18 protein-coding genes and 1 pseudogene are annotated in these 25,701 nt (G+C 59.9%); 11 read left to right on the top strand and 8 right to left on the bottom strand.

All coding sequences use genetic code 11. From position 1 onward, the window contains the following. Positions 1-475: 475 nt before the first annotated feature. The 5 genes and pseudogenes from AC5RV1_RS09125 to AC5RV1_RS09145 all read left to right on the top strand — a co-directional run bounded on the left by AC5RV1_RS09125 (position 476) and on the right by AC5RV1_RS09145 (position 3,804). Positions 476-774 (top strand): annotated as a pseudogene (locus AC5RV1_RS09125) (DUF4193 domain-containing protein). Beyond that, positions 746-1,165: a hypothetical protein gene (locus AC5RV1_RS09130; RefSeq protein ID WP_493994284.1), complete on the top strand. Its 420-nt coding sequence runs from the start codon at positions 746-748 to the stop codon at positions 1,163-1,165. Before AC5RV1_RS09125 ends, AC5RV1_RS09130 begins: the two are co-directional and overlap by 29 nt. Before the next feature lie 189 nt (positions 1,166-1,354). Further along, positions 1,355-1,627 (top strand): hypothetical protein, encoded by a 273-nt coding sequence (locus AC5RV1_RS09135; protein WP_493994285.1) that lies wholly within the window; start codon positions 1,355-1,357, stop codon positions 1,625-1,627. 676 nt (positions 1,628-2,303) lie between these two features. Then, positions 2,304-3,005 carry a class I SAM-dependent methyltransferase gene (locus AC5RV1_RS09140; protein WP_493994286.1) on the top strand — a complete coding sequence of 234 codons (702 nt, stop codon included), beginning with the start codon at positions 2,304-2,306 and terminating at the stop codon, positions 3,003-3,005. A 427-nt stretch (positions 3,006-3,432) separates the two neighbouring features. Beyond that, the gene (locus tag AC5RV1_RS09145; RefSeq protein WP_493994287.1) at positions 3,433-3,804 is read left to right on the top strand and encodes a response regulator transcription factor; all 372 of its coding nucleotides are present in this window, start codon (positions 3,433-3,435) and stop codon (positions 3,802-3,804) included. Positions 3,805-4,403: 599 nt separating this feature from the next. Here AC5RV1_RS09145 and AC5RV1_RS09150 read toward each other — a convergent pair. The 3 genes from AC5RV1_RS09150 to AC5RV1_RS09160 all read right to left on the bottom strand — a co-directional run bounded on the left by AC5RV1_RS09150 (position 4,404) and on the right by AC5RV1_RS09160 (position 10,643). Then, on the bottom strand, positions 4,404-6,269 hold the full coding sequence (locus AC5RV1_RS09150) for a CBM96 family carbohydrate-binding protein (protein ID WP_493994288.1): 1,866 nt from the start codon (positions 6,267-6,269) through the stop codon (positions 4,404-4,406). 978 nt (positions 6,270-7,247) lie between these two features. After that, positions 7,248-9,437, bottom strand: a complete 2,190-nt coding sequence (locus AC5RV1_RS09155) for a KAP family P-loop NTPase fold protein (protein WP_493994289.1) — start codon at positions 9,435-9,437, stop codon at positions 7,248-7,250. 636 nt (positions 9,438-10,073) lie between these two features. Further along, entirely contained in the window at positions 10,074-10,643 is a 570-nt protein-coding gene (locus tag AC5RV1_RS09160) for a recombinase family protein (RefSeq protein WP_493994290.1), read from the bottom strand. Positions 10,644-10,831: 188 nt separating this feature from the next. Between AC5RV1_RS09160 and AC5RV1_RS09165 the strand changes: the two genes are divergently transcribed. Beyond that, the gene (locus tag AC5RV1_RS09165; protein ID WP_493994291.1) at positions 10,832-12,736 is read left to right on the top strand and encodes an ATP-dependent nuclease; all 1,905 of its coding nucleotides are present in this window, start codon (positions 10,832-10,834) and stop codon (positions 12,734-12,736) included. 814 nt (positions 12,737-13,550) lie between these two features. Here AC5RV1_RS09165 and AC5RV1_RS09170 read toward each other — a convergent pair. Continuing rightward, positions 13,551-13,676 (bottom strand): hypothetical protein, encoded by a 126-nt coding sequence (locus tag AC5RV1_RS09170; protein ID WP_493994292.1) that lies wholly within the window; start codon positions 13,674-13,676, stop codon positions 13,551-13,553. Positions 13,677-13,686: 10 nt separating this feature from the next. Between AC5RV1_RS09170 and AC5RV1_RS09175 the strand changes: the two genes are divergently transcribed. The 5 genes from AC5RV1_RS09175 to AC5RV1_RS09195 all read left to right on the top strand — a co-directional run bounded on the left by AC5RV1_RS09175 (position 13,687) and on the right by AC5RV1_RS09195 (position 19,236). Beyond that, positions 13,687-14,688, top strand: a complete 1,002-nt coding sequence (locus AC5RV1_RS09175; RefSeq protein ID WP_493994293.1) for a glycoside hydrolase family 26 protein — start codon at positions 13,687-13,689, stop codon at positions 14,686-14,688. Positions 14,689-15,047: 359 nt separating this feature from the next. Beyond that, a complete protein-coding gene (locus tag AC5RV1_RS09180) occupies positions 15,048-15,671 on the top strand; it encodes a hypothetical protein (protein WP_493948562.1) in 624 nt (207 codons plus the stop codon). Between the two features lie 24 nt (positions 15,672-15,695). Beyond that, the gene (locus AC5RV1_RS09185) at positions 15,696-18,200 is read left to right on the top strand and encodes an Ig-like domain-containing protein (protein ID WP_493994294.1); all 2,505 of its coding nucleotides are present in this window, start codon (positions 15,696-15,698) and stop codon (positions 18,198-18,200) included. A gap of 17 nt (positions 18,201-18,217) precedes the next feature. Next, positions 18,218-18,400 carry a hypothetical protein gene (locus AC5RV1_RS09190; protein WP_493948560.1) on the top strand — a complete coding sequence of 61 codons (183 nt, stop codon included), beginning with the start codon at positions 18,218-18,220 and terminating at the stop codon, positions 18,398-18,400. A 431-nt stretch (positions 18,401-18,831) separates the two neighbouring features. Next, positions 18,832-19,236, top strand: coding sequence for a VOC family protein (locus AC5RV1_RS09195; protein ID WP_493994295.1), 405 nt, complete (start codon positions 18,832-18,834; stop codon positions 19,234-19,236). A gap of 1,065 nt (positions 19,237-20,301) precedes the next feature. On the opposite strand, the gene AC5RV1_RS09200 is transcribed toward AC5RV1_RS09195, so the two are convergent. The 4 genes from AC5RV1_RS09200 to AC5RV1_RS09215 all read right to left on the bottom strand — a co-directional run bounded on the left by AC5RV1_RS09200 (position 20,302) and on the right by AC5RV1_RS09215 (position 25,653). Next, on the bottom strand, positions 20,302-21,516 hold the full coding sequence (locus tag AC5RV1_RS09200) for an MFS transporter (protein ID WP_493994296.1): 1,215 nt from the start codon (positions 21,514-21,516) through the stop codon (positions 20,302-20,304). Between the two features lie 245 nt (positions 21,517-21,761). Beyond that, a complete protein-coding gene (ald, locus tag AC5RV1_RS09205) occupies positions 21,762-22,850 on the bottom strand; it encodes an alanine dehydrogenase (protein WP_493994297.1) in 1,089 nt (362 codons plus the stop codon). 23 nt (positions 22,851-22,873) lie between these two features. Next, positions 22,874-24,358: an NAD-dependent succinate-semialdehyde dehydrogenase gene (locus tag AC5RV1_RS09210; RefSeq protein ID WP_493994298.1), complete on the bottom strand. Its 1,485-nt coding sequence runs from the start codon at positions 24,356-24,358 to the stop codon at positions 22,874-22,876. Further along, positions 24,355-25,653 carry an aminotransferase family protein gene (locus AC5RV1_RS09215; protein WP_493994299.1) on the bottom strand — a complete coding sequence of 433 codons (1,299 nt, stop codon included), beginning with the start codon at positions 25,651-25,653 and terminating at the stop codon, positions 24,355-24,357. Before AC5RV1_RS09215 ends, AC5RV1_RS09210 begins: the two co-directional genes overlap by 4 nt. Positions 25,654-25,701 lie beyond the last annotated feature (48 nt).

Here is a 25,701-nt window from a genome sequence, read left to right on the forward strand (position 1 = left end):
TCATGTCAGGCTGAGTTCTAAGCTCTTCTCAGAACAAAGTCAAGAGTGGTGACCACCGTCACCCTTTTGTGGCGTTTACGGGGTAATAGCGAGATTGAACGTGCCGCTCTTAGCCGCCGCCGTGCATTCGAAAGGGAATTAGTCGAGTTGGTTTCCACGGCGTGTGATGAAGGCTCGATTCGCGAAACCCTCAGTTGCCGCGCGCATGCTCATTGGGCCGCTGAAATGCCGGCTGAAGGGTCTTTGCCGCCACTCCCCCGGCCAGAACCGTTAGCCGATAACCGTGATTCCGTTAACTTGCCTCTCTCGGCCAAGTCGGTCGGCTACGACGTCGCCCGGGCGTTGGCATAGGCCTTTCCTCTTCCCGATCAATAGGGAAGGGGGAGGAACAGCACCGCTTTTTTGCGGAATTCTTCTCATGTCCTGTACGTTGCAGGACCGGTAACCCACCCCAGCAGAGAAGAGATGCACCGCCGTGGCAACCGATTACGACGACTGTGCACCGACGTTAAGGAGTCCCAGGAAAATTCGCTGGAGGCCCTGAAGTCCGCCAAAGCACCGGATGCCAAGTCTGTAGTTCAGGAGCTCGACGAGGCTGACACCCTCGACGGCCTCACCCCGGGCGGCGAGTTCATTGCCGAAGAGCTCGTTGTGCAGGTCATTCCGCAGGCTGAGGATGAGTTCACCTGCAACTCGTGCTTCCTGGTCCGCCACCGTTCGCAGAAGGCGCGCGAGAAGGACGGCCATGCCTACTGTGTCGAATGTGAGGGCTGAGCCCCACTACTGGCCGGCTGTCCCGGAGCAGGTCTGGGATAGCATCCGCGAAGAATTTACCCTGCCAACCGCGGCAGACATGGAGACCCACTTCCGGTCTCTCGGCGAGCCCGAAGGGATGCGCCGGACCGTCCGGGTGTTTATCGGCGAGGAAACCTTCTGCCCGGGCTTGCAGCTCAAAGACGGGGTTCTCCACGAACCCGTACTGCGGCTCTTTGACCACGCCATGGCGCTGAAGGTCCCGCACAACGTGTTCGCGGCGTGGATGGTCAGCCCGCTGTCAGTCGGGGCGTGCTCCAGGCCCGTGGACATGCTGGACAGCATGACGCTGCTCCCGAGCTCCCTCGCTGCTTTCGCAGACAGGCACTGCCCGGTCGAAAAACGACGCTGACGCCTTGATGGCTACTCTCTTTGGCCAGGCGTGCATGATTCGAGCTCTTCAGCTGGTTTTGGGTTCTGATCTTCCGCAGTGCACGTGAGGCTCGACTCTCTTGGAGCGAAAAAGGAATAGGGATGCCTTCCAGCGCCTTGTTGCTGATGGGGCCGCTGACCGTTGGCTGCCTCATTCGAAAAGACCCTCTTGCCCACAGCTTTCATTCCCTTCACCATGCGCGCGTCAGCCCGTAATGACCACCGCGGCACCTTCCGCACTGACATTGAACGACTGAGCGCTGGACACCGGCACTGGGCGCCCCTGGACGTGCTCAGGTCCACGAATACCCAGGCTGTTTTCCGCGGTGCCGTGCCGAAGGGCGTACACACCGTGACTGATGCGAGCCTTGCACGCTTCCTTCAGGACCGTCTCGCCACTGTTGACATCCATCTGGACCTCAGCGTCACGATCGAGCGATAGCCGGCCCCAAAGCCCCGGACCATGGTCCGGGGCTTTTCTTGTGCCCGTTATAGTCACGAGTCCGGTCAGGCCAAAGGAAGGCCAAAAGAACCGCGGCTGACAGGGTCTCGGAGATCGCCTCGCCGAAGAGTCGCGTTGGACGGCCTGGCAGACAGCGCGTGGCCACTTGCGGCCGCCGATCGGCCGGCTTCACCTGGCAAGCGAAACTCGAAGCAACGATCGGCGTGGCGTCAGAATAGGGCGAAATTGCCGTTTGATTGACAGTCGCTCATGATGTTCTCAAATCCCACCCTGACAGTCGAATGGCAGTAAACCGAGGTGCGGTAGCCCGAGAATCGTCGAAATAGGCCAAAGAATCGGGACTCGATGAGACTCGTTTGCGGCCGGAGCTGACGAAGTCCCCTCTTGCGGCTCGACAGGTGTCTGAGAACAAGACCCAAGCCCCACCGGCAGGTGAATCCTCCCTTGTGAAACCGCCTTTACGTCAGGTTGGGGTGTGCTGCAACAGGACGCGGTAATGGAATGTGGCGCGTAGTACTCGTCGTCCTGAACCAGGCCGGCCCCTGCAATGGTCCTGACCGCTCGCGTAACCGCCAACCCGGTAGCCCGCCTGAGGGCTTCCCGTCCGAGAGGCCACCCGACCATCCCGTTCCGTGAACATGAGATGCTGGCCGTTATGGACTCTCCTGGCTGGTATCCCAATGAAGTCGCTCTCGCGGGCCGAGAGAACTTGGACGTGGAGCATGTCGCCCGGTACGACGGGAAGATGGACTCCAGTGCCAAGGATGAGCTCTCAATTTTGAGAAGGTACGGGCTCAGCGCGCAGTCGACTGTTATCGAATTTGGGGCAGGTACAGGACAGTTTACGGTCGAGGCGGCGCGAGCCTGCGCCCGTGTAGTTGCTGTCGACATCTCCTCACCGATGCTCGGTTATCTGGAGAAGAAACTCGCGGACCAGGATCTGACGAACGTGACCCTGGTGAACGCTGGGTTCCTCAGTTACATCCACCGTGGGAGTCCGGCCGGCTTCGTGTACTCCCGCTACGCGCTGCATCACCTTCCGGATTTCTGGAAAGCGATCGCGCTGTGGCGGATGCGGAAACTCCTCTCCCTCGGGGGCATTTGCCGCTTGTGGGATGTCGTCTACGACTTCGACCCCGCGGAGGCCACAGGACAAATTGAGGCATGGTGTTCCCAGGGAAGCGCCAGCGTCGATGGTGAGTGGAGCCGTGATGAGTTCGAAGAACATGTAAGGGACGAGCACTCAACGTTCCGGTGGCTTCTCGAACCCATGATGCAACGCGCCGGTTTCGACATTGTCGACGTCCAATACACGGCGGAAAGTTTCGATGCGAAGTACATAATGCGCGCCATCTAGGGGCATCGCTGCAGGGTTGCGCAGTCGCAGTTCGTCCGGCTTTTCGAGGACGTCATTTATTCATAGTCGTTGGTGATCTCACGCAAAGTTCCACCAATAATGAGCCGGCTTCTGATGTTTCCCAGACCGCATGCTCATAGTCGAACAGGAGAACCCCTATAAGCGAGGGACCTGGACATCTCCCTGCTCCCCCCAAATCGCTTCGGCTGCAGTGCTGCGCCCTTACCCAAAAAGGTGGGAACTCTGAAGAGGCAGGTGATCCACGATGCGGGGAAATCTGTTCTGAGTGGTGGCATATCGGCAGATTTCTATGTGTGCGAGTATTGCCGCATAGTCGTCCTGCAGAACATCAGAGCAAAGGGATGCACGTATTCCTGCTTTGGGAGCAGCGCTTTAAGGGGGAGGTAAGTTGGCCGGGCCTGGCGTTGTGGTGCTCATAGAGGATGATGCAGATATCCGGAATCTGCTTACGGGCATGCTCGTGCAGCAAGGGTACATGGTCCATACCGCGCCGACCGGCAGCGGCGGGATTGAACTCGTCTCTGGCGCGGTTCCCGACGTCGTCATTCTTGACCTTGGGCTGCCCGATCTTGACGGACTCGAGGTCCTGAGCCGCATCCGGCCACTAACTGCCAGTCCTATCTTTATTCTTAGTGGGCGGACAGGGAACACATCGCAACTCACCGCTTTGTCCCTGGGTGCTGACGGCTATGTCACCAAGCCTTTCCGCCCGAAAGACCTGCTGGCGAAGATAAGCGCTGTGATGAACTGGCCTAGGACCGGCGACAATCACAGATAGCAGCCATCTGAACACCTGCTCAGTTTTTGCGGAGCGTTTATCGCAGCCCAGGGTCCGGTTTTCCGACGGTTTCCAAACTAATTGCCCCAAAACCCCGATTGGAACCGCCTTCAGGCCTGCCATCCCCACCCGTCCGGAAGGACTCTCGGAATTTCCGCTCGCCCAGTCCTGCGAGCAGCCCTTCCGGCCGTGGTCATGTGGACGGTGGTTGCCGTCTCGACGGCGGTTCCCGCCGCCGGTCTGAAGCCTTCAACCCCGCCGGCGGTCCCCACCCCCGCGGCGTCACGGCCAGTCTGCAGGTCTAAATTGTGGGGACTCCCGGAGTGCCAACAGGGGATCACTCATCCACTCAGCAAGCGATCTTAGCCCCGCCTCGAGCTGTTGCGGAGCGGTAAGTATTGGCGTATCTTCGTGCTCCAAATTCGCCGGACGTGTGTCTGAAGTTTTCATTGCTCCCCCTGGACGCACCTGGTGCAACCACATTAGATATCGACAGAACTCGAAGGAAGAGATTTCATTCACCGAAGGGAATAACTGCGCAGATCTTGAGGGAACGTACGCCCACGCCCTACCCCTAACCCAGAACGTCCATGTACCTCCTACTTGAGGGTGAGGACGAGTTTGGGTGCGTATGTGCCTCCGTTGGCTTCCTTTGAGTTCAGGTCCAGGCCGTCGCCGCTGGTGGTGTCCAGGCCCAGTGAAAGCTGTTGGCCGAGTTCACCGGCCAGGCCGCTGGCGGTCAGCGGGACGTTGTAGTTGGTGTTGGCGGTTGTCGGGCCGAGCGTGCCGAGGATGGCGCCGAGCGTCGGGCGGTTGGTGTAGGTGATTCCGCCCTCGGTCCAGTCGTCCACTCCGGCCAGTTTGATGTTTTGCCTGCCCGTTGACCCGCTTCCGGCGCTGCGCAGCTGCAGCGTCGCGCTCTCCAGCGTCCTGCCCGCATACGCGGACAGGTCGAACTTCAAGTACGCGATCTCCACCGGGCTGTTGTCCACACCCAGCATGGTGCTGGTGCCGTAGTTCGTCCCCGTCGACCCGCCCGAGACATAGCTGTCAGCGGTGGCCGTAAGCGTGACGGTCTCCGATGTGCCGCCGCCAACCGGGGCAGCGGCCGTGGTGAACGTCCAGGTCTTGTCCAACGCCAAGGGGTTACCGGCGGCATCCTTCACACCTTCAGCGCCGCCCTTGATCGTCGCCGTGTACCGGGTATCCGCCGCCAGGTCCGCGCCCGGGTTCAACGTCGCAACGCTGCCCGCGTACGTCACAGCTGCCGATACCGGCGCCGTCGCGCCCGCCGCGGTCAGCGTGAACGTAGCCGGCGTGACCGTTGAGGAAGTCATCGCCTCCGAGAACGTCCCGGTCACATCCGCACCCACCGCCACATCCGCCGCGTCAGCAACCGGAGAGGTACCCGTCACCGTAGGAGCCGTCATATCCGTCGGCGCAGTGCCGCCACCGCCCGTGCCGCCATAGTAGTGCCAGTACCGGCTTGTGGCGTTCACATCAGCCAACAGCAGCAGTCCGCTGTTCGCCGTACCCCGTGCCGAACTATTGAGGTTCTGTTTGGTCGAGGTCACGTTGTGGACATACTGGTCCGCATCCACGATGCGAGGCGTCTTCGTGGTGGTGAAGCTGATGCTGTCCAGGGGTGTGGACTTCTCGTAAATCGCGCCGCCCGAGGTGGTACAGACACCGGCGTTCGTTGTGCCGCTCGGCTTGGGATAGGTAGCAAATGTTCGGAGCCTCTGGGTGCTTTCGTCAATCATTACAATCACACGGTTGGGGCATTCCGCGACGGTGGCAATTGTGTGCGCCGTCCACGTGGACGTCGATGTGTTCAGTGCCAGCAGCTGGATCAGCGGTTGTGACGATGACGTGAACGAGGTCTTGATGGCGGCGAACACCTTGTCGGAGGAAGCGTCCAGCCATTTCAAGTTCATATGGTCATCCCCGCTGCGCTGCCCCGACACCGCCGCGACGGGAGTGCTCCAGGTATTGCTCGCCGCTCCATCATTGTGGACGCTCCAGTACATGCCGTCTGTAGAGTCACCAACCTGCCGGCTCCACATCACGCCGATCTTGTTCCCGCCGAACGCGATGACCGAAGACGTGTCGTCAACGGACACATTGCTCAATGATGCAGGATGCGCGAATGGCGTGCCCCACGTCGCGCCATCCGTGCCAGTGACGTTCATGTAGATCCGGTTCCCCTGCTGCCACGTTGCCCACACCCGACCGGTCGAGTCCTTGTCGATGGACAGCGCCTCCACACGGTAGTTGTTGATTTGGGAAGAGCCGAGGCTCGTGTACGTCTTCGTGCTGGAGTTGTAGCTGTAACGCCGTAGCGTGGTTGGGAAGTTTGGTTCTGCCGGCAGGCCGTCGTTGACGAACCGGTAGCTCGCCACGTACAGAGTGCTGCCGTCCCAGAGGACGTCGTGATGAGTGCTTGCCCGCGTGTCCGTGGTCACACCTGTACTGGCCCACGTGCTCGTCGAGGCATTGAACCGGAAGATTTCGAAATCCGAACTTGCCGTGTCCCAGAGATTCCCCCACCAGATCCCGTCATGAAACCACAACGCGTTCGTCGACCGCTTTGTACCTGTTGGCGTCCCCGTTCCCGAATGCGAAGGACCCTCAACCCCCACATCACCCTCAGCAGCCGACGCTGAAACCGGCACCACGAAACCAGCCAGCGCGACAAGCAGTGCTGTCAGCAGTGCCTGCAGCCGCCAAACCCGCGACCCGCGGAAACGAAGGTCGGCCTGGCGGTCAACTCCCCGCCTTGCCAAAAGCCAGGAAGCCCTGGGACCCCTATCACGCCCGCCCTTGTGAAGAAATGGATGGTCCACGTCGCTCCCCGGAGTTGAATTTCACAGGCAATGCCCAGTTCGATCAGTGTTAGGTGCTGGAACATCAAAAACAATCCCCGGCATCCCCCCGTTGTGAGGCCCCTGGAATCCCCTAAAGGGGGTAGCCGGCATTTATCCCGAGCCTGCAGCTCCGGTTCCGACCGCCCTGTCGCACCACAGTAAACTCCATGCAACGCCCGACACACGAGTACCGACTACCTGTTTACAGGCTTAGTGATACTTATCATCAACCAGAGGCCCTGAGCCCTGACACAAGGGCATTCTTTGGTGATTCCTCTTGCCGTTTCCGAGCGATGGAGCGCTCTCTAGTGCTCCACCGCCCATCCATCAAATGCCGATAACGGATATTCCGTCAATCTGGGGGAGTGGTCGGATCACCGTTCTCCAGCTAGAGGCGAGGCTGGGTGAGGGTATTTGGCTAGTCTCCCTTCGCGACTCCGGACGGTCCTTTCCCGGTCACAACTGATATACCCCGTTTTTAGAGTCAGGGGTGACCCTCTGACCATTAGCTCGGGCGGCGAGGCTCCTTCCTCGCTTGGTATGCCAAGAGTGGACCCGGGCCCCCTGGTCTCTCATTCACGTAGGCTCCGCTGGATCACTCGGTGCGCGCCGGGAACGTTCCAGTTTCAAAGATGCCAATGCAAAAGCCCGGCGTGAGTCGGGCGTCGCGCGAACTGTCCTCGACATAGGGAGCGTTCCCTGAAATTCGTCTAATTCTTCCGAGAGAGAGCTAATGGCGAAATCCAGCCCGACTAAGTCCTCAACGGCTTCCAAGTCCAAGGCGTCCAAGGTCCATGTTGGTTCGGGCGTTCCTAGTGGCGCCTGCGCCCCGACGAGCCGGGCGACTATATCGAGTACGGGCCACGAATTGTCTCGGACTAGCTCTGCCATCCAACCGCCAACTCCGGATGGCTCAAGCCTTCGCCATTCCCAGACGAGAGCCCAAACATAATCCGGAACTTCCAGAGGGTTCGTCTGCCGATACCTGTTTAAAGTTTCTGCAATGAGTTGGATGAACCGCTTGCGTGCCGAAGCGAAGGTATCAGCTTGCGGCTGACTGGCAGTAACGTTTCGCGCCGCAGCGTCGATCCAGTGAGCGGCTAAGGAAAGGCCCTCCTCTACATGGTCCGCCGCGTCGATTGCCTTCACCGCCGAGTTACTATCCAACTGAATAAACAAGCGTTGCGTAGTCCAGCGGACGTGGTGCCTAGGCGTGACGAAGGCCAGTTCATCTTCCAATTCGTGGTAGCGGGGCAGAAACCACTCGAGAAGCGGTAGCAAGTCCTCTGCACGAGAATTAGACAAGTTCTCCATCTTGTCGACGATCATGGAAGTCTTGGTGGGAAACTCCGTTTCAACACGGCTCTTTTCCCACCCGTCCTGGCGGGCAATAATCTGGTGAAAGGCGAGTTCAACCACCGTGTCGGCGATGTCCTCAGGCGGAACTCCAAATGCGAAATATCGATCAAAGTAGTCCGGATGGGAGATCCTGCCGGGAGATGGGGAGTGAGATCTACTTCTTGATTCCACTTCTTTCCATGCATCCTCAAATCTGGGAAAGAGCTGGCTCAGCACATCAGCAACACCCGATAAATTTGCCTCAGTGACGCGTGCCTCCTCTAAACGGTCATGCCATACCTTCTTTTTCTCCTTGGGGTCTTCTTTTCCAAGAATAGACTGGACGCTCCATGCCGAGTTGGTGCCAAGGAGTTCTGCCCTTCGGGTGACCAGGAGTTCATACACCAGCGGCTCTGCGGTACGTAGCCAGGTCACTAGAAGGAAGTCGACAACATCAACTTCGGTCCTCACTGGCTCGAAGAAAGCCTCAACCTGACTAAAGTAGCGTTTGATGGACCGTGGCGTATTAAGTCGTGCACGTATATGTGCGTGGTATGCACGGCTGAAACGAGAGCTATCCTCTGAACCCAAGCTGATGCTAAATCTATTCGCGAAGCTGTTCAGCGCATTATCGACCCAGGTCGACACTTGGTGTTCACGCAATGGCGGAAGGTCGAGCCGAATTTGGACGATTTTTTCGAGATAGTCAACCGCTCTACGGGGATCTTCCTTGCCTACAAGACCGGTCCTGCTCAGAGCGTCGAGAAGAGTGTCCTCGTCATAGGACACTAGGTAGTACAGATGTGGCAAACGGCCGGTTAAGCGGATGAGTTTGAATACGAGTAAAAGTTCTTCCGGTGCTAGCCGGTCGAGATCATCGACTATAACTAAAACAGGTTGGCCTGCTTCGCGAAGGGCTGCTTCGGCTTCCTGACGAGCAGCAGCCAAGCTTTGGTCGCCTCCGACCAGGTCTGCGATGGCTTCCACCACCGGAGCAGCGTCCACGCCGACGATCGACCCCAAAGAACCCAGCGGAGCTACTCGGCGGCCAATCTTTGACAGCGCGTCTCTGGCACGTGACCAGGCCGTCCCAGGCGGCAGTGCAGATTGGAGTTCGGTGAAGAAGCCTGCTTGCAGAGACGCGAGGTCTTGATAGTTCCACGGATTGAAGTCCACCGTGCGCCAAGTTACGTTGCCATTTGCTGTTGGAAGCCTATTGCGAATCATGTTTAAAACGCTGGACTTGCCCGCCCCCCATGGGCCAATGAGTGCAACTACGGACGATTCGCTTTGTTCTCGGAGGCGGTCCAGCATCGAAACGGAGGAATCGGCAAAACCCTGCCGGTCAAGCAAATCCAAAGCCGGATTTTCCGGGCTTATAGGATCATCGCTGAGCCAAGCATCTGTTTCCGGCAGGGTTCTTGTCATGGGGTAATGCTCACATGAAGCTACGTGCCGGGTAGAGAGGACACGGGGTCATGGAGGAAGTCCGGCGGGTTCTTTGTCGGGGCAGACTCCTCTTTCCCAGCAAATTTTGCATTAAGGTCAACTATCGAATATAATTGTTGACTCCGCTAGCTGAGCCTGCTAGTAGGTGCCGTTCAATTCGGCACTCTATTGGGGATGGCTGTAGCGATCCTGGTTCTGGCGCTTTTACGTCTGCTAAGTGAAAGAAAAATCCACTTCAAACGTCGAGGCAACAGGAAAGGAACAAAATGACCGGAAAGAACAATAACGGTAACATAGGCCAGAGAACCTTCGTGCAGTACCTATGCGAAACAATTTGGGCGATTGGCGCCGGAGCCTTGGTGGCCTACTGGCTTCCTGAACTAGCGGTAAAAGACAGGGTCTGAGAACGAAGTTTCTCAGACCCTTCTTTTATACGTGCCACACCCCACCATACGGACGGTGAAGAGCCGTGATTTGAACCCCGCGACCCGCTGGATCATGCGGAACCGCCCGTAATCGAAACAAGCTCTGTGACGGTCCTCCGTGCACGTTTGCCCGACCCGACTAGGTCGAGCCGGCACTGCCGTTATGACGACGGCCCCGGCGGGGAAAGGCTTATTCCTCCAGCTTTGCGTGCCGGAGGTACTGGTAGACCGTTTCCCGGCTAATCCCGTAGTCGCGGGCAAGGAGGGTTTTGGGGACACCCGTGCCTGCGCGCTGGACGAGTTCGGCGGCGCGTTCGGGGGCGAGGGTCTTTTTCCGTCCTTTGTAGGCGCCGCGTTGCTTGGCCAGGGCGATACCTTCGCGCTGGCGTTCTCTGATCAGGGAGCGTTCGAATTCGGCGAAGGCTCCCATGACAGAGAGCATGAGGTTGGCCATGGGGGAGTCCTCGCCAGTGAAGACCAGGCTCTCTTTGATGAACTCCACCCGCACACCTTTGCGTGTTAGTCCTTGGACAAGAGCACGCAGGTCGTCGAGGTTGCGGGCGAGCCGATCCATGCTGTGGACAACAACAGTGTCCCCGTCGCGGGCAAACCGAAGCAGTTCAGTGAGCTGCGGCCGCTCGGTGTCCCGGCCCGAAGCCTTGTCCCTGAAGACCCGGTCCAAAACCTGGCCCTCGAGTTGGCGCTTCTCGTTCTGGTCGAGCGTGCTCACACGCACGTAACCGATTCGCTGTCCAGCCACCTGCGCCTCCCACCCTCATCCTGTCAGGTTGAGTTCTAGGCCCTTCTGCGAAGAAAGTCAACACAGGGGGTAGTGCCCTCAGATACGGAACTCCTTGGGAACTAGCAGGGGGGAGTTTCATACCGCGGGACATGTCAGTCCCACGTGCGAGACTTGCACTCACTAGGTCAACTTAAACGGGGGTACAAATGAGGCTTGTTTCTGTCCACATCAAGCGGTTCAAAAGCGTAGATGATTCTGGGAACTTCGATTTAGAACCTGATGTAACAGCGTTGGTCGGGAAAAACGAGTCCGGAAAGACGGCCGCTCTGCAAGCCCTCTATCGAGTCAACCCGGTCGCGTCCGGTTACTCGCGCAAGTTTGACGCGCTCAGGGACTATCCTCGAGGGGATTACAACGAGGACGAGGCGGATGGAAACATCGCCGGACTGTCACCTGTTACGGCTATCTTTAAACTGGATGATGGTGACAAGGAAGCCATCGCTGAACAATTTGGGCCTAAGACGCTAAAAGCTGATGTGATCTCCGTCAGTCGCCGCTATAACGACGACACGATATTTATGGGTGTAGAGATCGATGAACTGGCGATGGCTAAGCACCTGGTCACGGCCGCGGGTGTCGATGAAAAAAAGTACGCTGCGGGAACGTCAGTAAAGGCCATAATTGATCGGCTCCAAGGCGAAGCTGAGGCTGCTGCGGTCATTGAACTTGGTGAAAAGTTAGCCTCAATGGACTTCAGTGCGGTAGTCCGAAAGTTCATTCGGCCGCGGATCCCCAAGTTTGTCTACTTCGACGAATGGGGGACGATCGGCGACGACATCCCTATCAACCGCCTCTTAGACGATGAGGCCGATCTAACTCCATCCGAGCGGACGGCGCTGTCACTGCTCAGGGTCGCGAAAGCCGACGCCGGGCGATTCACAGAGGAAAACTACACGATGCGGAAGGCCTCGATGGAAGGCGCCGCAAACAGCCTCACCCGAAAACTTTTCAAGTACTGGAGCCAGAACCAGGACCTTCGCATCACTCTAGACGTCGACATGCGCAAGACCGAGATTGACCCGATCGTAAGCAACCAAGGCATGAGTATTCCCCAGTACGACTTTGACCCCTACTTGAAGATAGGCGTATTCAACAATCGCCATCAGGTCACTCTGGATATCGGCCAACGCTCCCGAGGGTTTCTCTGGTTCTTCTCTTTTCTCGCCGCCTTCAGCGAGTACGCAAGAGACAAGACACCCAAAATCATTCTGCTCGACGAGCCGGGACTAAGCCTTCATGCAACGGCACAGGCTGACCTTCTTCGGTACATCGAAGAAGAACTCGCCCCTCACCACCAGGTGATCTACACGACGCACTCGCCGTTCATGATCGATGCCTCACACATCGAACGATGCCGAACCGTGGAAGACCGGCAATACGAGGGCACAAAGATAACTGCCGACGTCCTTCGCGCCGGACAAGAAACAATGTTTCCTCTGCTCGCGGCAATCGGTGTTGATCTGGCACAGACACTCCTCATAGGTCCACACCAACTGCTCGTCGAGGGACCGAGCGATCTGCTGTACCTAGCCGTCATGTCAGAAGCTGTGAAGACGCGGACAGATAATCCTATGGCGGGGCTGGACCCCCGATGGAGCGTTGTCCCTGCCGGCGGCATCGAAAAGATGCCTGCCTTTATCAGTCTCTTCACTGGCAGCAACCTCAACATTGCCGCCATGATTGACGTCGCAGCTAAGGGCAACCAGCGAATCGACGACATCATCAGCAAGGGACTCATCGAGCATTCGGCCATTATTCGCCTGACCGAGTTCACCAACACCCGAGAAGCAGACATAGAGGATCTCTTTGACCGCGCTTGGTACTTGAACCTTCTGGATGAGTCCGGCATCGGCACCTTCACTGCCGATAGCCTGAACCCTGGCCGCATCATGCCCCAGGTCGAGAAACTATTGGGCAATAGATTCGATCATTACCATCCTGCCAGCGTCCTCAGCCGCAACCCAACTTTCATCGACAAACTTACAGAGGAAGACATAGCGCGTTTTTCGAGGCTATTCACTCGCCTCAACAACATGCTGCCAACGGAATAGGCAGTCCAAAGCGGCAAAAGGATCCGGTCGGATACTTCTGATCGGATCCTTCCGTGGGCCCTTCTGATTGAGCAGGCCCAAAGCCGCCGTGCCCCGAACAGGTGGTAAAAGAGTCGCGATCTGGGTTGCCGCTGAATCATTTGTCGCGGTCGTGGTGTGCGGCGCAAGGTATGGTCCGCAGAGGCTGCCGAAGCCTTCGGGAAAGCCCCTTTCAGCGCTAGCCTTACATAACGTCGGTTATCGGCGTTTTAAAACGGGCAGGGGAGTGCCTTTAGAAGGGGCTGTTCCTGCCATCGTTCGTGGTGTTTTTCCCGCCGGGCTCATAGCGGCCCCCGTCACCTTCGCTGCGGAGTTTCACCAGTGGCGCCAAGACATTTGACGCAGGATTTCCGGACACAATCACAGGATCTGCGCAGGGTTCACCGAGGAAAGGTTGAAACGGTGTCTCTTCCCGATTCCTGCCTAGAGAATTATCTGGGACGCCTTTTCAACGCCTCCTCTGAGACTTGGGCGCGCGAAAAAGGGCTTCCGGTTCGTCGGTTTGGCAGAACATTGCCAGGCGCCATAGACAAAGCATCGCGGGGGCTGAGCCAAGCCACCATGCAGGGCAGTGATTCTAAGAAAAATGTTGGGGAGTATCTGTGGGTAAAAAACGTCTTTTTCAATCAATCGTTACGGGCATTGTCCTGTCACTGGCCGTGTTGTTCAGCATTGCAGTACCTGCTGGGGCCGCAGGCCGGGCCGAAATTTCCCTTGGTGCTACTTCCGGGCCGACAGGGGCCTCGGTAACAGTCAATGGCGCTGGCTTCGGTCCTCATGCCTCCGGGACGATCACGGCAGGTTCGACCATCGTTGAATTCACCACCACATCCAACGGCACCTTCACGGCCGCTGTGACTATCCCGCAGACGAGCTCAGCCTCGGTCACAGTAACGGCCAAGGCGCGTAAGGTGACGGCCTCGGCTCCCTACGCCGTCACGTACAGCCCCGCCTCCCTGCGAGCCGGCTCCCCAAGCGCGACAGCGGACCCACGAGCCCTGATGACGATGTCCGCGCAAACCCAAACGACAACAACAGTCGCCCCGCCGATAAGTTCGGACCCGCTGCGCTTCGGAGTATCGACACCCGGTGGCCCACTGGCCACGGGCGAGCTGGACGCGGTCGCCGCCCTGGTCAACGAAAACCCGTCCATCATCATGTCCTACAAGGACTTCAGCCAGGCGGCCCCGATCGCGGACCTGAACGCCGTAAACGCCCGCGGCGCCACGAGCCTCATCACGTGGGAGCCCTGGTTGTGGAGCGGAAACGGTGCCAACCAGCCGGCCTACGCACTGGACCGCATCACGGCCGGAGACTTCGACACCTACCTTCAGCAGTGGGGCACTGCCCTGAGGAACTGGGGCAAACCGGTCATGCTGCGCTTCGCCCACGAAATGAACGGTAACTGGTACCCCTGGGCCGAAGCGGCAAACGGAAACGGTGCCGGTGACTACGTTGCTGCCTGGCGCCACGTCCACGACGTTGTGGCCGCAACAGGTGCTTCCAACGTGCAGTGGGTCTGGAGCCCGAACGTACCCTACTGGGGGTCGACCCCGCTGACCGGGCTCTATCCCGGTGCCGGATACGTCGACACCGTAGCCCTGGACGGTTACAACTGGGGCACGTCACAGTCGTGGAGCTCCTGGACCTCACCCTCCGCCCTGCTCGGCGACGGCCTGGCAGCGCTGCGCAGCCTGGCACCCGGCAAGAAGATCATCATCTCGGAGATTGCTTCAGCTGAAGCCGGAGGATCAAAGGCCAGCTGGAACACAGCCCTGGTCTCCTACCTGGCAGCACAATCCGATGTCACCGGCTTCGTCTGGTTCCACCACAACAAGGAAGTCGACTGGCGGATCAACAGCTCCACTACCTCCGCCAACGCTCTCGCCACAGCTCTGGCCGCCAGGAACTAGCACTTAGGGAGGGCCCCGTCCCCGTTGCCCTCCCATCACACAGGAAGTTACCCCAACAGCTCCCTAGCAACGCAATTTCCCTCAACCTCCGGAGGAAACCCTTGCCGCTGCTATTGCCGCTCCCCCGCGGAGTTACCCCAGACAATTTTTCTAAGCCTCTCGTGACCTGCGCCTTCTCCATTCATCTTGGTGCGGGCGACTCGAAGCCTCTGTCATGACAGATACTGTCAAGTAGCTTGTCGTAGGCGTAATCTAAGCTGGTCAGTGCTTGGGGCTGACGGATACCTGGGGAGGGTCCGACAGGCGGATAGGGCAAGTAGTCCAATACTTCACATCGGTTCAAAGACAAGGTCTCAGTCATGAAAACTCCTTCTGCACGCACCCGTAAACTCGCGATGTTCGCCGCCGGCCCCCTCGCCGTCCTGGTCGCGGGCGGCATGGTCTGGCAAGGTTCGCAGGCAGCCTTTACCGCCAACACCCGTAACGCTGGCAACTCCTGGAGCACGGGGAACGTCGTTCTCACCGACGATGACCAGGGCGCTGCAGCGTTCACGGTGGAAAACATCGTTCCCGGCCAGACGGGCCAGAAATGCATCGTGGTCACGTCCCAGTCCAACGTCGCCGGCGAAGTCCGCGCTTACACCCAGAACCTGATCACCTCCCGCGGCATGGAAGACAGGATCTTCTTTGACCTGGAACAGGGCACCGGCGGGTCCTTCAATGACTGCACCGGCTTCACCCCGACCGCCAACCAGGTCCCCGAACTGCCGTTGTCGACCCTGGCTTCGGTGAACCGTGACTTCGCCACCGGCGGCGCGCCGTGGCAGACCACCGGCACCCCGGGTGAGACCCAGAGCTACCGCGGCACATGGCGTTTCGACACCACCGGCATGAGCCAGGACGCGATCAACGCCCTGCAGGGCGCCCGGGTTGGCATCGATCTGGTCTGGGAACTGCAGTCGGACGACGCGCCGACCCCGTAACCCGCAGACGGCGCTGACCATCCTGTGACTCCGGAGAGGACCGGCGCTCACCCGGTCTTCTCCGGCGTGGGCGCGTTGTTTTCCGCGGACGGCTGGGCGCTTTTCCTTGCCTGCCTGGCTTCCCGGCTGTACCTGGGCGTGATGCTCAGCCTTGCCCTGATCGCTGTCCTGCCCGCCCTGGCAGGTTGGCACGGCACCGTGGTGCAGAGCGGATCCATGGAACCGCACATCAGCCCCGGAGATGTCGTCCTGGCATCCGCCCTCGAAAACACTGCACCCGTTCCGGTGGGCGGGGTCGTGGAATTCACCAGCCCCGCAACGGCCGAACCAGGTGGTGTCGAAAAGACCCGCCTGCACAGGATCGTCGCGGCAAACCAGGACGGGACCTACGTCACCGCCGGTGACGCCAACGCCGACCTGGACAGCACCCCGCTGGTCCGCGAACAAATCACCGGGCAGGCACGGCTGCTCATCCCCTCCATCGGGCTACCGGGTCTCTGGCTGGCCAAAGGCAATCTCCCTGCCCTGGTGCTCTGGACGGTGCTTACGCTGCTGGCCGTGGCCGCCGCACTCTTCGCCGGCTACCCGGCCAATGAACCAGGACCGGAAGACCCCGGGCCCGGAGAATCGGGATCGGAAAAGCCCGGCGCCGGGCCAGGCGGTCCGGAAAGGCCAGATGGCGCCGGAACTCCCGGTCCTGTCAATGACATCCCGCGGCTGTCGGTGCGGGCGGGGGCCGCCGCCGCAATCGTAGCGGCCCTCACTGTCATGGTTTTCGCAGGGGCCGCAGTGTTTTCCTCGGCGGCGTTCACGGCGGCCACTGCCAACGCCGTCAACACCTTCAGCGCCGCACCGGACTGGACACCGCCGTCTGTTTCCCTGACCTCGCCCGGAGCCACGGTGCAGGGCACCGTCACCCTGACCGCCGAGGCCGCCGACGCCGAAACGGGCATCCGCACAGTCTCTATCCAGTACTCCCCCGCGGGCAGCAGCACCTGGACGCAGCTCTGCACCGTAGCTGCTCCCCCTTACTCATGTGCGTGGAACACGGCCACCACACCGGATGGCGGGTACGACCTCCGGGCCCTGGCAACAGACAACACCGGCTTGACCAGCACCTCAGCGACCATGGAAACGCGGGTGGCGAACACCTTCAGCGTGGACCTGACCGACCCGGGCGAATTCCAGCGCGGCACCGTCACGCTGGCCACGACGATCAACAACCCCGCCGGTGGCAACTACACCGTCAGGGTCGAATACTCCGTGGCCGGCAGCAACAGGTGGAACACGCTCTGCAGCAACCTTGCTGCTCCGTACAACTGCACCTGGAACACGACGGCCTTCACCAATCAGGCCTACGACCTCCGCTCGGCAGCCGTGTCCGGCAGCTCGGTCACCTACTCCGAGACCATCACTGATGTGCTGGTCGATAACCAGGCACCAGCGGTAACCATGACTGATCCGGGCACCCCGCTCAGCGGTGTCCGCAGTATCACCGCCCAGGCCAGTGACGCCCATTCCGGGATCGCCCATGTCCAGCTGCAATACGCCCGCACCGGAACCACAACCTGGGCCACCCTGTGCACGGCCGACACCGCTCCATACTCCTGCCGGTTCGACACGACAACCGTGCCCAACGGCACGTACAGCTTCCGCGCCATTGCAACAGATGAGGCAGGATCGTCCACCACCTCCGCTGCGGTCAGCAACCGGACCGTGGACAACACGATCGCCTCCGTTTCCGTCGACGACCCAGGCGCTTACCTGACAGGCAACGTGTCGTTGACTGCTGCCGCCAACTCCAGCGCCGGGATCGGCACTGTCAGGATCCAGACGGCGCCGGCAGGCACCAGCACTTGGACCACCCGCTGCACACTTAACGCCGCCCCGTACACCTGCACCTGGGACACCCGCACCATCACCGACGGGACGTACGACATCCGCGCCGTCCTCACCGACACCGCAGGCAGGGAAACCACCTCCGCCACCGTGACCGGCCGACGAGTGGACAACAGCCCCCTGCGCGGAACCGATATCCAGGCCGCCAACGGCTCCGGGACCGCCGGCCGGCTCAGCACGGGCGACACCATGACCTTTACCTACAGCCAAGCCGTGAACCCGGCCACCGTCACCCCGGGCTGGACCGGCAATGCCCTGCCGGTGACCGTACGGCTTCGCGACGGAAACCTGCTGGGCCTGGGCAACAGCGGTGACACCCTCGATATCCAACGCCCCGGCAGCACCATCAACCTCGGATCCGTAAACACCAAGAACAACCTGGCACGGAGCCGGAAAACCATCACCTTCAACGCAACAATGACAGCCGCCAACTCCACCATCTCTGGCGTACCCAGCACCGTCGTCACCATCACCCTCGGCAGCCCTGCCAGCGGCAGCAGCAGCCTGCGCACTTCCAGCACTGCCGCAGCCATGGTCTGGACACCGACATCCACTGTCACCACAGCCCAGGGAAACCCGTCCTCCACCGCCCCCGTAACCGAAACCGGCACCCTCGACAGAGACTTCTGACGAAACAGAGGATCCCCTTGCAGCTCACCGCCCACATCATCAGCGCCGCGGACGGACAACTACTCCTCGGCACAGAAGAACTGCCAGCCCTCCGCGCCACGGCGCGGAACATCGACGCCATAGCCGACGCCGTGCGAACCGAAGCGGCGCGCCTGACAGGACAGGCCTCGGAAGACATCCACGTGGAAGTTCCCTACTAAACCTTCTGATGCACAACGGCCCAAATCCGAGGCCGTCTCGTTCCGCGCCGACAAGCGACCCCTAACAATGACGTCATAAGCAGCTTTACAGAATCTCCATTATCGGCGCTTGAAAATAGGCGGGGGAGTATCCCGAAGCGGCCAGCTGAGTTGAGTCGGCGCCTGGGGCGGACTTGCGGTCAATCTACGCCAACTGGCGAGCACTTCTGAACGTACTGCAAGGACAAAAGTGAATCCTGCAGAGGAAAGTCTTACCAGGCATCTGACAGCTAGCGAACGCCGGCTTGCCCACGAGGCCTAAGGGGTACCTGTGACAAGCCTGCCCGAAGGCACGAACTGTCTAAGCGTAAGGCAGCTGGAGTTGGTTTCGACACAGAATTCGCCGGCGTGCTGCCGTCAAAGCTCGGGCCTTCGAGGGCAAGATGGAAACTATGGAAGTCCTTGCAAGCCGCATTCTGCTTTGTCCGTCCGACCTTGAGCGCAGCCACCGTTTCTACCGGGACACGCTGGGCCTGGCGATTTACCGGGAATTCGGGAACGATGATGTTCCGGGCCTGGTGTTTTTCCTCGGTAGCGGTTTCCTTGAGGTCAGTGGGCATTCGGCCCATCCATCAGGCGGCACGATGGCGATCTGGATCCAGGTTCGCGACGTGCAGCTCGAGCACCAGCGACTACTTGCAGCTGGCGTAGCAGTGATACGCGAGCCGCAGAAGGAGCCATGGGGGTTAGTGGAAATGTGGATCACGGACCCGGACGGCGTGCGCATCGTGCTGGTTGAGATTCCCAGTGATCACCCCCTGCGGCGCGACCAGCGGGAAACATTAGCGGACGCATGACGTCGCCCTGCCCAGTTTTTCAATAAACTCCTTCCACCTTACCTGCGGACTATCTTTGTGAGGCGTTGAATAAGGCTGTTTACAGGAAGTGGAAGTGAACGAGCACTTTGTAGGCCCGGGGGCCGAACCCTCGTTCAAACCGGTTCGCCGTAGTCAGGCCAGTCAACGGTAGACGGAAACGCGACTGACCCTGAGGGTCTCCCCTAGTACTTGCCGACGAAGCCCTCAGCTCTCAGATCGCGGGAGCGCCCAACCTTCAAACAAGGGAGCCAAGTGCGTTGCCATAACTGTGACGGAAGCGTAGTCGGCCTTCTCGATGCGGATCCGGTACATCTTCGGGAAGCGGATATCCGTGATTGGGCCCTCGAGTGTTCGGACCAGCACCGGCTACCTAGGCGGCACCTTCGTGAGCCCTTGCCTCGGGGAAGACCAGACCGAGGCTCGGCGTCCACTTGGGCAGTTGCATCAGTTGAATATCAAACCGCCCAAGCAGTAGTGGTGCACGTCGTGCCGCCAAAGACCGCCTTGAACTCTTCTTCCAAAAGGGCCCGCATGGACAGTTAGAGGATGCTCTCGTTGCCCCTCGAGATCGACCTTTATCGCTGAAGGAGACGACGATGTCTGGTACGCCGGCTTACGAAGGCCCCGATCGGGCAATCAGGTTCAGTGTCCTGTTGCTCGAACTACAGCTCCCGGAGGCACCATAAACAGCTAAATGCCTTAGGCCTGAGAAAACTAAGAATGCAGTGAGCGGCTTCGTACTGAGATACCACCTCTGACGAAGTCCAAAGACTTCGGGGCAGGGCCAGTAATCATTGAAGCGTTGCAGTTATAGACCTCACTCACCAGCCGCGATCCGCTAAGCCCGAGGGCGCCGCTACGGCGATCGCCGTCCTTCACGTCCGCTTTCCGCAACTGGCGTAGGAATACGCGTGGATAGAAAGAATCCCTGAAGGACCCGGAGGGAAGACATGAACTTCCGGTCGCTTGTCGAACTAGGCGCCGACTCGGACAAAGGTACGCCGGTTCAAGGTGGCGCCTCACAGCCAAACAGAAGATCATACCTCATGTGTGACTTTGACCGCCGATGACCAGGTCGCGTCCGGCGAGCACACCGGTCACGGAAACAGCAGCCATGATGCCTGCGGTGACGAGGAGCGGCAGCGTCCAGTCTCCGCTGAGGTCGCGAAGACCGCCGAACATTACCGGCCCGACAGCACCTAGACCATAGCCGACAGATTGCGCCATTCCCGACAATGAGGCTGCCTGAGGGTAATTCACGGTCCGGAGGCTGAACAGTGACAGAGCGATGACAATAAGGCTCCCGCACCCGATTGCGCCCAGAAGGACCCACAGCAATATAAGGTCCGGCGCAAATGCCAGCCCGAGAAAAGTCACGAACATCAGTGCGCCGCTGGCGAGCGATACAAGCCGTTGGTCTGAACCGCGGTGCAGGATTCCCCCAGTGGCAAGGCTGGCGAAGACGCTGATAAGCAGGAAAACGGACAGATGGATGCCGGCAGTAGTGGCCGGGACCCCGCGGCTTTGTTCGATGGTGGGCAGCCAGGCCATCAGAACATAGAAAGCGATCGACTGCAGCCCCATGAAGATGGTCACCTGCCAGCCCAGGGCTGAGGCCCAGGGCGACCGGTAGGAAACCTCTGGCTTGGTGGTGGTCAGGGTGTGTGAGCCGTGCCGGCGCAGCCACGGCAGGAGCACCGCCATGGCAATAAGAGCAAGTCCCACCCACATTCCGAGAGCAAAACGCCATCCCTCCTGGGACGTTTGTGCCACGGGAACGACGACGGCGGCCCCGATCGCGGCGAAGGCGGCTTGCGTGGCGGAGTAGCTTCCGGTGACCTGGCTGACCCTCATCGGAAAGTCCCGCTTGACGAGGGAAGGCACTAGTACATTGAGGAACGCGATAGCCAAGCCGATCAGTGCGGTGCCCGCCCAGATGAAGCCGGGCACCGGTAAGGAGCGAAGCATGATGCCCGAGGCGAGGATCAGCAGTGACGTCCACAGCGCCCGGTCGAGACCCAGCCGGGAAGCGAAGCCGGGAGCGACGGGTGAGAAGATGGCGAAAGCAATGAGTGGAAGACCTGTGAGGAACCCTGCTGCGGCACTGGATAGGCCAAGTTCGCTGGTAATGTTCGCGAGTACCGGTCCCACGGTGACAAGGGACACCCGAAGGTTGACTGCGATGAGCAGAACACCGATAAAGGCGAAGCCGATCCTGGTAGTCCAGTCCGACGCGCCTCGAATGGCAGCGGGCATCATGCCTTTTCCCTCCAGGAGACGATTGGCGCTCGGCGCGCCCCTTCGGTTCCAGCGTAGGTTGCTGGAGACAGCTTTTAGGCACTACAAGCTCCTACCGAAAGTTAAGCGCGCTGGTAATGAGGTGCTCCCGGCTCAGTAGCACCGGAAGGCGGGCAGATGGCCCTATCCGCGCTTGGTCAGAATGGCAGAACGCGAGGTCCCCCGCAGGTGCGGGGGGACCATCACGTTCTAACTTCAGAAAAGCCCTAACCTACGAGCTGGGGGAAAGCTTCCCTGACGCCGGGGTAAACCAGTGCACCTTGATCGACATTGAGCCCCCTGGCCAACGCAGGATCTGTCTCCACTGCTTTCCGTGTTCCCAGTGCGGCGAGCTTCCGGACATAGGGCAATGTGGCGTTGGTGAGAGCCCGAGTTGAGGTACGCGGGACTCCCCCGGGCATGTTGGCCACGCAGTAATGGGTGCGGCCGTCTACTTCGAAGGTCGGGTTGTCGTACGTCGTGGGCCTTGAGGTCTCAAAGGACCCGCCCTGGTCAATTGCGACGTCGATGAGCAGAGCTTCGGGTTTCATGAGGTCAAGGTGTTCGCGCCGGATGACCTTGGGAGCGACGGCCCCCGGGACGAGGACGGCCCCGATGACCACGTCTGCGGTGGAGATTTCATCTGCCAACGTAAGCGGATCCGATGAGAGCACCCGCACGCGTGTTCCGAACAGCTCTGTAAGCTGCCTGATCCTGGTATGGGAGGTGTCCAGGATGGTCACCTCGGCCTGCAGTCCTGCTGCGACGATTGCAGCCTGGGTCCCTACGACACCGCCGCCGATGATTACGACTTTGGCGGCAGGTACGCCCGGGCTGCCACCGAGCAGCAGGCCAGGACCGCCGGAGACGTGCAGCAATTGGTGGGCCGCGGCCTGTGCGGCAAGACGTCCTGCTACCTCGCTCATAGGCGCCAAGAGCGGCAAACCACTATGGTCCTGAACGGTTTCGTAGGCGATGGCCGTGGTGTTCGCAGCCATAAGCGCTTCGGTGAGGGGCTGGTCCGCGGCCAGGTGAAGGTAGGTGAAAAGCGTCTGACCTGCGCGCAGTTGGCGGTATTCCTGGGCAATGGGCTCCTTGACCTTGACCAGGAGATCGCTTTCACCCCAAACTTCGTCCGCGGAACCGAGCTGTGCCCCGGCCGCTACATACACTTCGTCGTTGTAGCCGGATCCTACCCCGGCTCCTGACTCGACGAGGACCTTGTGCCCGTCCGCGGTCAGTGCGCTGACTCCCGCGGGGGTTAGGCCGACCCTGTTCTCCGAGGGCTTGATTTCTTTTACAACTCCAACCTTCATGGGTGGACCTTCCTGAGTATGAGCTACTTGGTAGCGAGGTTGTAAAAACGGGTGTTTTGGTATTCCTCGAGGCCTTCGGCGCCGCCTTCGCGGCCGAGCCCCGAGTGCTTGATGCCTCCGAATGGGGCGGCGACGTTTGAGACGACCCCTTGGTTGAGGCCCACCATCCCCACTTCCAGGGCGTCCGCCACTCGGAAAGTGCGGTCCACGTCCTGGCTGAAGACATAACCTGCTAGGCCAAACGGCGTGCTGTTTGCCAAGGTAATGCCCTCGGCTTCTGAGCCGAACCGGGTAATGGGCGCAATGGGGCCAAAGATTTCAGTTTGGGTTATGGCGCTGCCTGCGTTCACCCTGTCAAGGACGGTGGCCTCGAAGAAGTTGCCGTCCCCTTCGAGGGCGCTTCCGCCGGTGCGCAGGACTGCGCCTTCCGCGATGGCTGATTCGACGAGCTTCTGCATCGATGCGACAGCGCGGTCATCAATCAGCGCACCGAGTCCTACTCCGTCGCCGAGCGCGTGTCCTGTTTCAATTTTGGACATGGCTTCGGTGAAAGCTTCTGTGAAGGCGTCAGCAATCCCGTCCTGGACCAGGAACCGGTTTGCTGCGATGCAGGATTGGCCACAGTTGCGCAGCTTTGCACGCATGGCGCTGGCCACCGTGTGCTCCAGATCGGCATCGTCAAACACCAGAAAGGGAGCGTTTCCGCCCAGCTCCATCGAGCTGCGGAGCACATTCCTGGCAGCCTGCTCCATTAGCCGGACGCCCACTTCTGTTGATCCGGTAAAGGACACCTTTCGCACGCGTGGATCCGACATCACTGCAGAACTCAGTGCGCCCGAGCTGCTGGTAGTGACGACGTTAACCACCCCGGCTGGCACCCCGGCCTCTACGAGAAGGTCTGCAAAAAGCAAACTCGTAAGGGGTGTCAGTGACGCGGGTTTTAGAATGACAGAGCATCCCGCCGCCAGGGCCGGACCGATCTTCCGGGTCGCCATTGCCAGCGGGAAGTTCCAGGGAGTGATCAGCAAGCAGACCCCGACCGGAGATCTGCTGGAGATAAGACGGGCATCTCCGTACGGGCTGGGCCGGTAATTGCCGCCGGGACGGACTGCTTCGTCTGCGTACCAGCGCAGGAAGTCGCCTCCGTAAGTGACCTCACCGCGCGCCTCGGCAAGGGGTTTGCCCATTTCGCGGGCGATCAGCAGTGCGAATTCCTCGCTGCGGTCCATAAGGAGGTCGTAGGCACGACGCAGGACATCGCTTCGGTGCCGGGTGCTTGTCGCTGCCCATGCCCGACCGGCTTCATAGGCGACGGTCACGGTATCGGCTGCAATGGACACGTCGGCGTCGGCCACGGTGGCGATGCGTGCGCCCGTACCTGGATCTGTAACGGCAATCTGGTTACCAGTTGTTTCCAGGCCAGCGCCGATCCGCAAATGACCATCGAGAGAGGTGAGAATGCGATCGGATGCTGCCAACAGCGCCGGATTTGCAGATATATTTGTCACGCTTTTTCTCCTGCCTTGTGCACGCACTCTCCGATGACATCGATGATGCGGGCGATTTCTGCTTCGGTAACGATGAAGGGAGGGCTGATCTGCACAGTGTTTCCGCGCAGAGCGCGCAGAATAACCCCGGCCTCCAAGGCCTGGTCGGCCACGAAATCGGCAGATACGCCCTCGACCAATTCCACGCCGCCGATAAGGCCGCTGTTGCGGATGTCCTTGACTTCGCCAAGAGGGGCCAGTCGCTTTAGTTCGCGGCCCAACGTTGTTGAGAGTGCGCTGACTCGGGGCAGGATTTCTTCCTGCTCCATGATGTCCTGATGGACCCATGCAACAGCGCATCCGGCCGCGTGGCCGGCGTAGGTAGTGCCATGCCGGTAGATGGGCGCATCCTTGCCCTCGTAAAAGCGTGACCAGATCCTTGGAGCGACGAGAATACCGCCCATGGGGAAGTATCCGGAGGTGATGCCCTTAGCCATCAGGAGCATGTCCGGGGTGAACCCGAAGAAAGTACTAGCGAACATTTCACCGGTTCGACCGAACCCGGTGATGACTTCATCGGCGATCAGCAGGATGTCGTTATCCTTCGCGATCTTCTGCAGGCCTTCAAGGTAGCCAGGTGGGGGCGGGAAAACTCCTCCTGTTCCCATGATGGGTTCGGCAATGATGGCTGCAATGTTGTCCGCCCCGATTTCGGCTACCTGCAGCTTGACTGATTCGATGTCGAGGTGGTGGATTCGGGCGGTTTCCGGAATGAGCGAATCGGTTCCGTAGCCCTCCCTGTTGGTTTCGATACCGGCAATGCTGGTGCCGTAGGCATGGATGCCGTGGTAGGAGTTGGCACGGCTGAGTATCATCATTTTCTGCGGCTTGCCTTCGAGCTGCCAATGGCGGCGGGCAAGTTTGCAGGCGGTTTCGACAGCCTCGGACCCACCGCTGCCGAAGATGACCTTGGCGTTCTTGAAGGGGGCAAAGGGAGCCAATCGGTCAGCCAGCGCCAGCGCCTTGTCGTTCGCGAAGCGGTTGAACACGTGATAAGTCTCAATTTTGCGGAGCTGATCGTACGCAGCTTTCGCAAGATCCTCGCGGCCGTGACCCAGGTTAGCGTGCCACAGCCCTGCTGTTGCGTCGAGGAGCCTAGCACCGTCCGAAGTCTCCACATAGGCGCCAGAACCACTGGTAATGACGACGCGTCGGTCCTTTATGGACGGCATATGGGCTTGCGCGCTCCACAGGGCGGCACCCGGAGCTTCGTTCGGTGACATCTTATTCTCCTCAAGTGAAAGTTGGGCTCTCATTAATTGTAGGACATTTCTACAGTAGAACTGTTCCTTGCCGCTGTCTAT

It is taken from the genome of Arthrobacter sp. Hb9-2, assembly GCF_059091165.1.

What these genes read in the sequence shown, in the direction of transcription:
- AC5RV1_RS09130 (WP_493994284.1), top strand. Translation starts at nt 746, where the DNA reads ATGCCTACTGTGTCGAATGTGAGGGCTGAGCCCCACTACTGGCCGGCT.
- AC5RV1_RS09140 (WP_493994286.1), top strand. Translation starts at nt 2,304, where the DNA reads ATGGACTCTCCTGGCTGGTATCCCAATGAAGTCGCTCTCGCGGGCCGA.
- AC5RV1_RS09155 (WP_493994289.1), bottom strand. Translation starts at nt 9,437, where the DNA reads ATGACAAGAACCCTGCCGGAAACAGATGCTTGGCTCAGCGATGATCCT.
- AC5RV1_RS09165 (WP_493994291.1), top strand. Translation starts at nt 10,832, where the DNA reads ATGAGGCTTGTTTCTGTCCACATCAAGCGGTTCAAAAGCGTAGATGAT.
- AC5RV1_RS09180 (WP_493948562.1), top strand. Translation starts at nt 15,048, where the DNA reads ATGAAAACTCCTTCTGCACGCACCCGTAAACTCGCGATGTTCGCCGCC.
- AC5RV1_RS09195 (WP_493994295.1), top strand. Translation starts at nt 18,832, where the DNA reads ATGGAAGTCCTTGCAAGCCGCATTCTGCTTTGTCCGTCCGACCTTGAG.
- AC5RV1_RS09200 (WP_493994296.1), bottom strand. Translation starts at nt 21,516, where the DNA reads ATGATGCCCGCTGCCATTCGAGGCGCGTCGGACTGGACTACCAGGATC.
- ald (WP_493994297.1), bottom strand. Translation starts at nt 22,850, where the DNA reads ATGAAGGTTGGAGTTGTAAAAGAAATCAAGCCCTCGGAGAACAGGGTC.
- AC5RV1_RS09215 (WP_493994299.1), bottom strand. Translation starts at nt 25,653, where the DNA reads ATGAGAGCCCAACTTTCACTTGAGGAGAATAAGATGTCACCGAACGAA.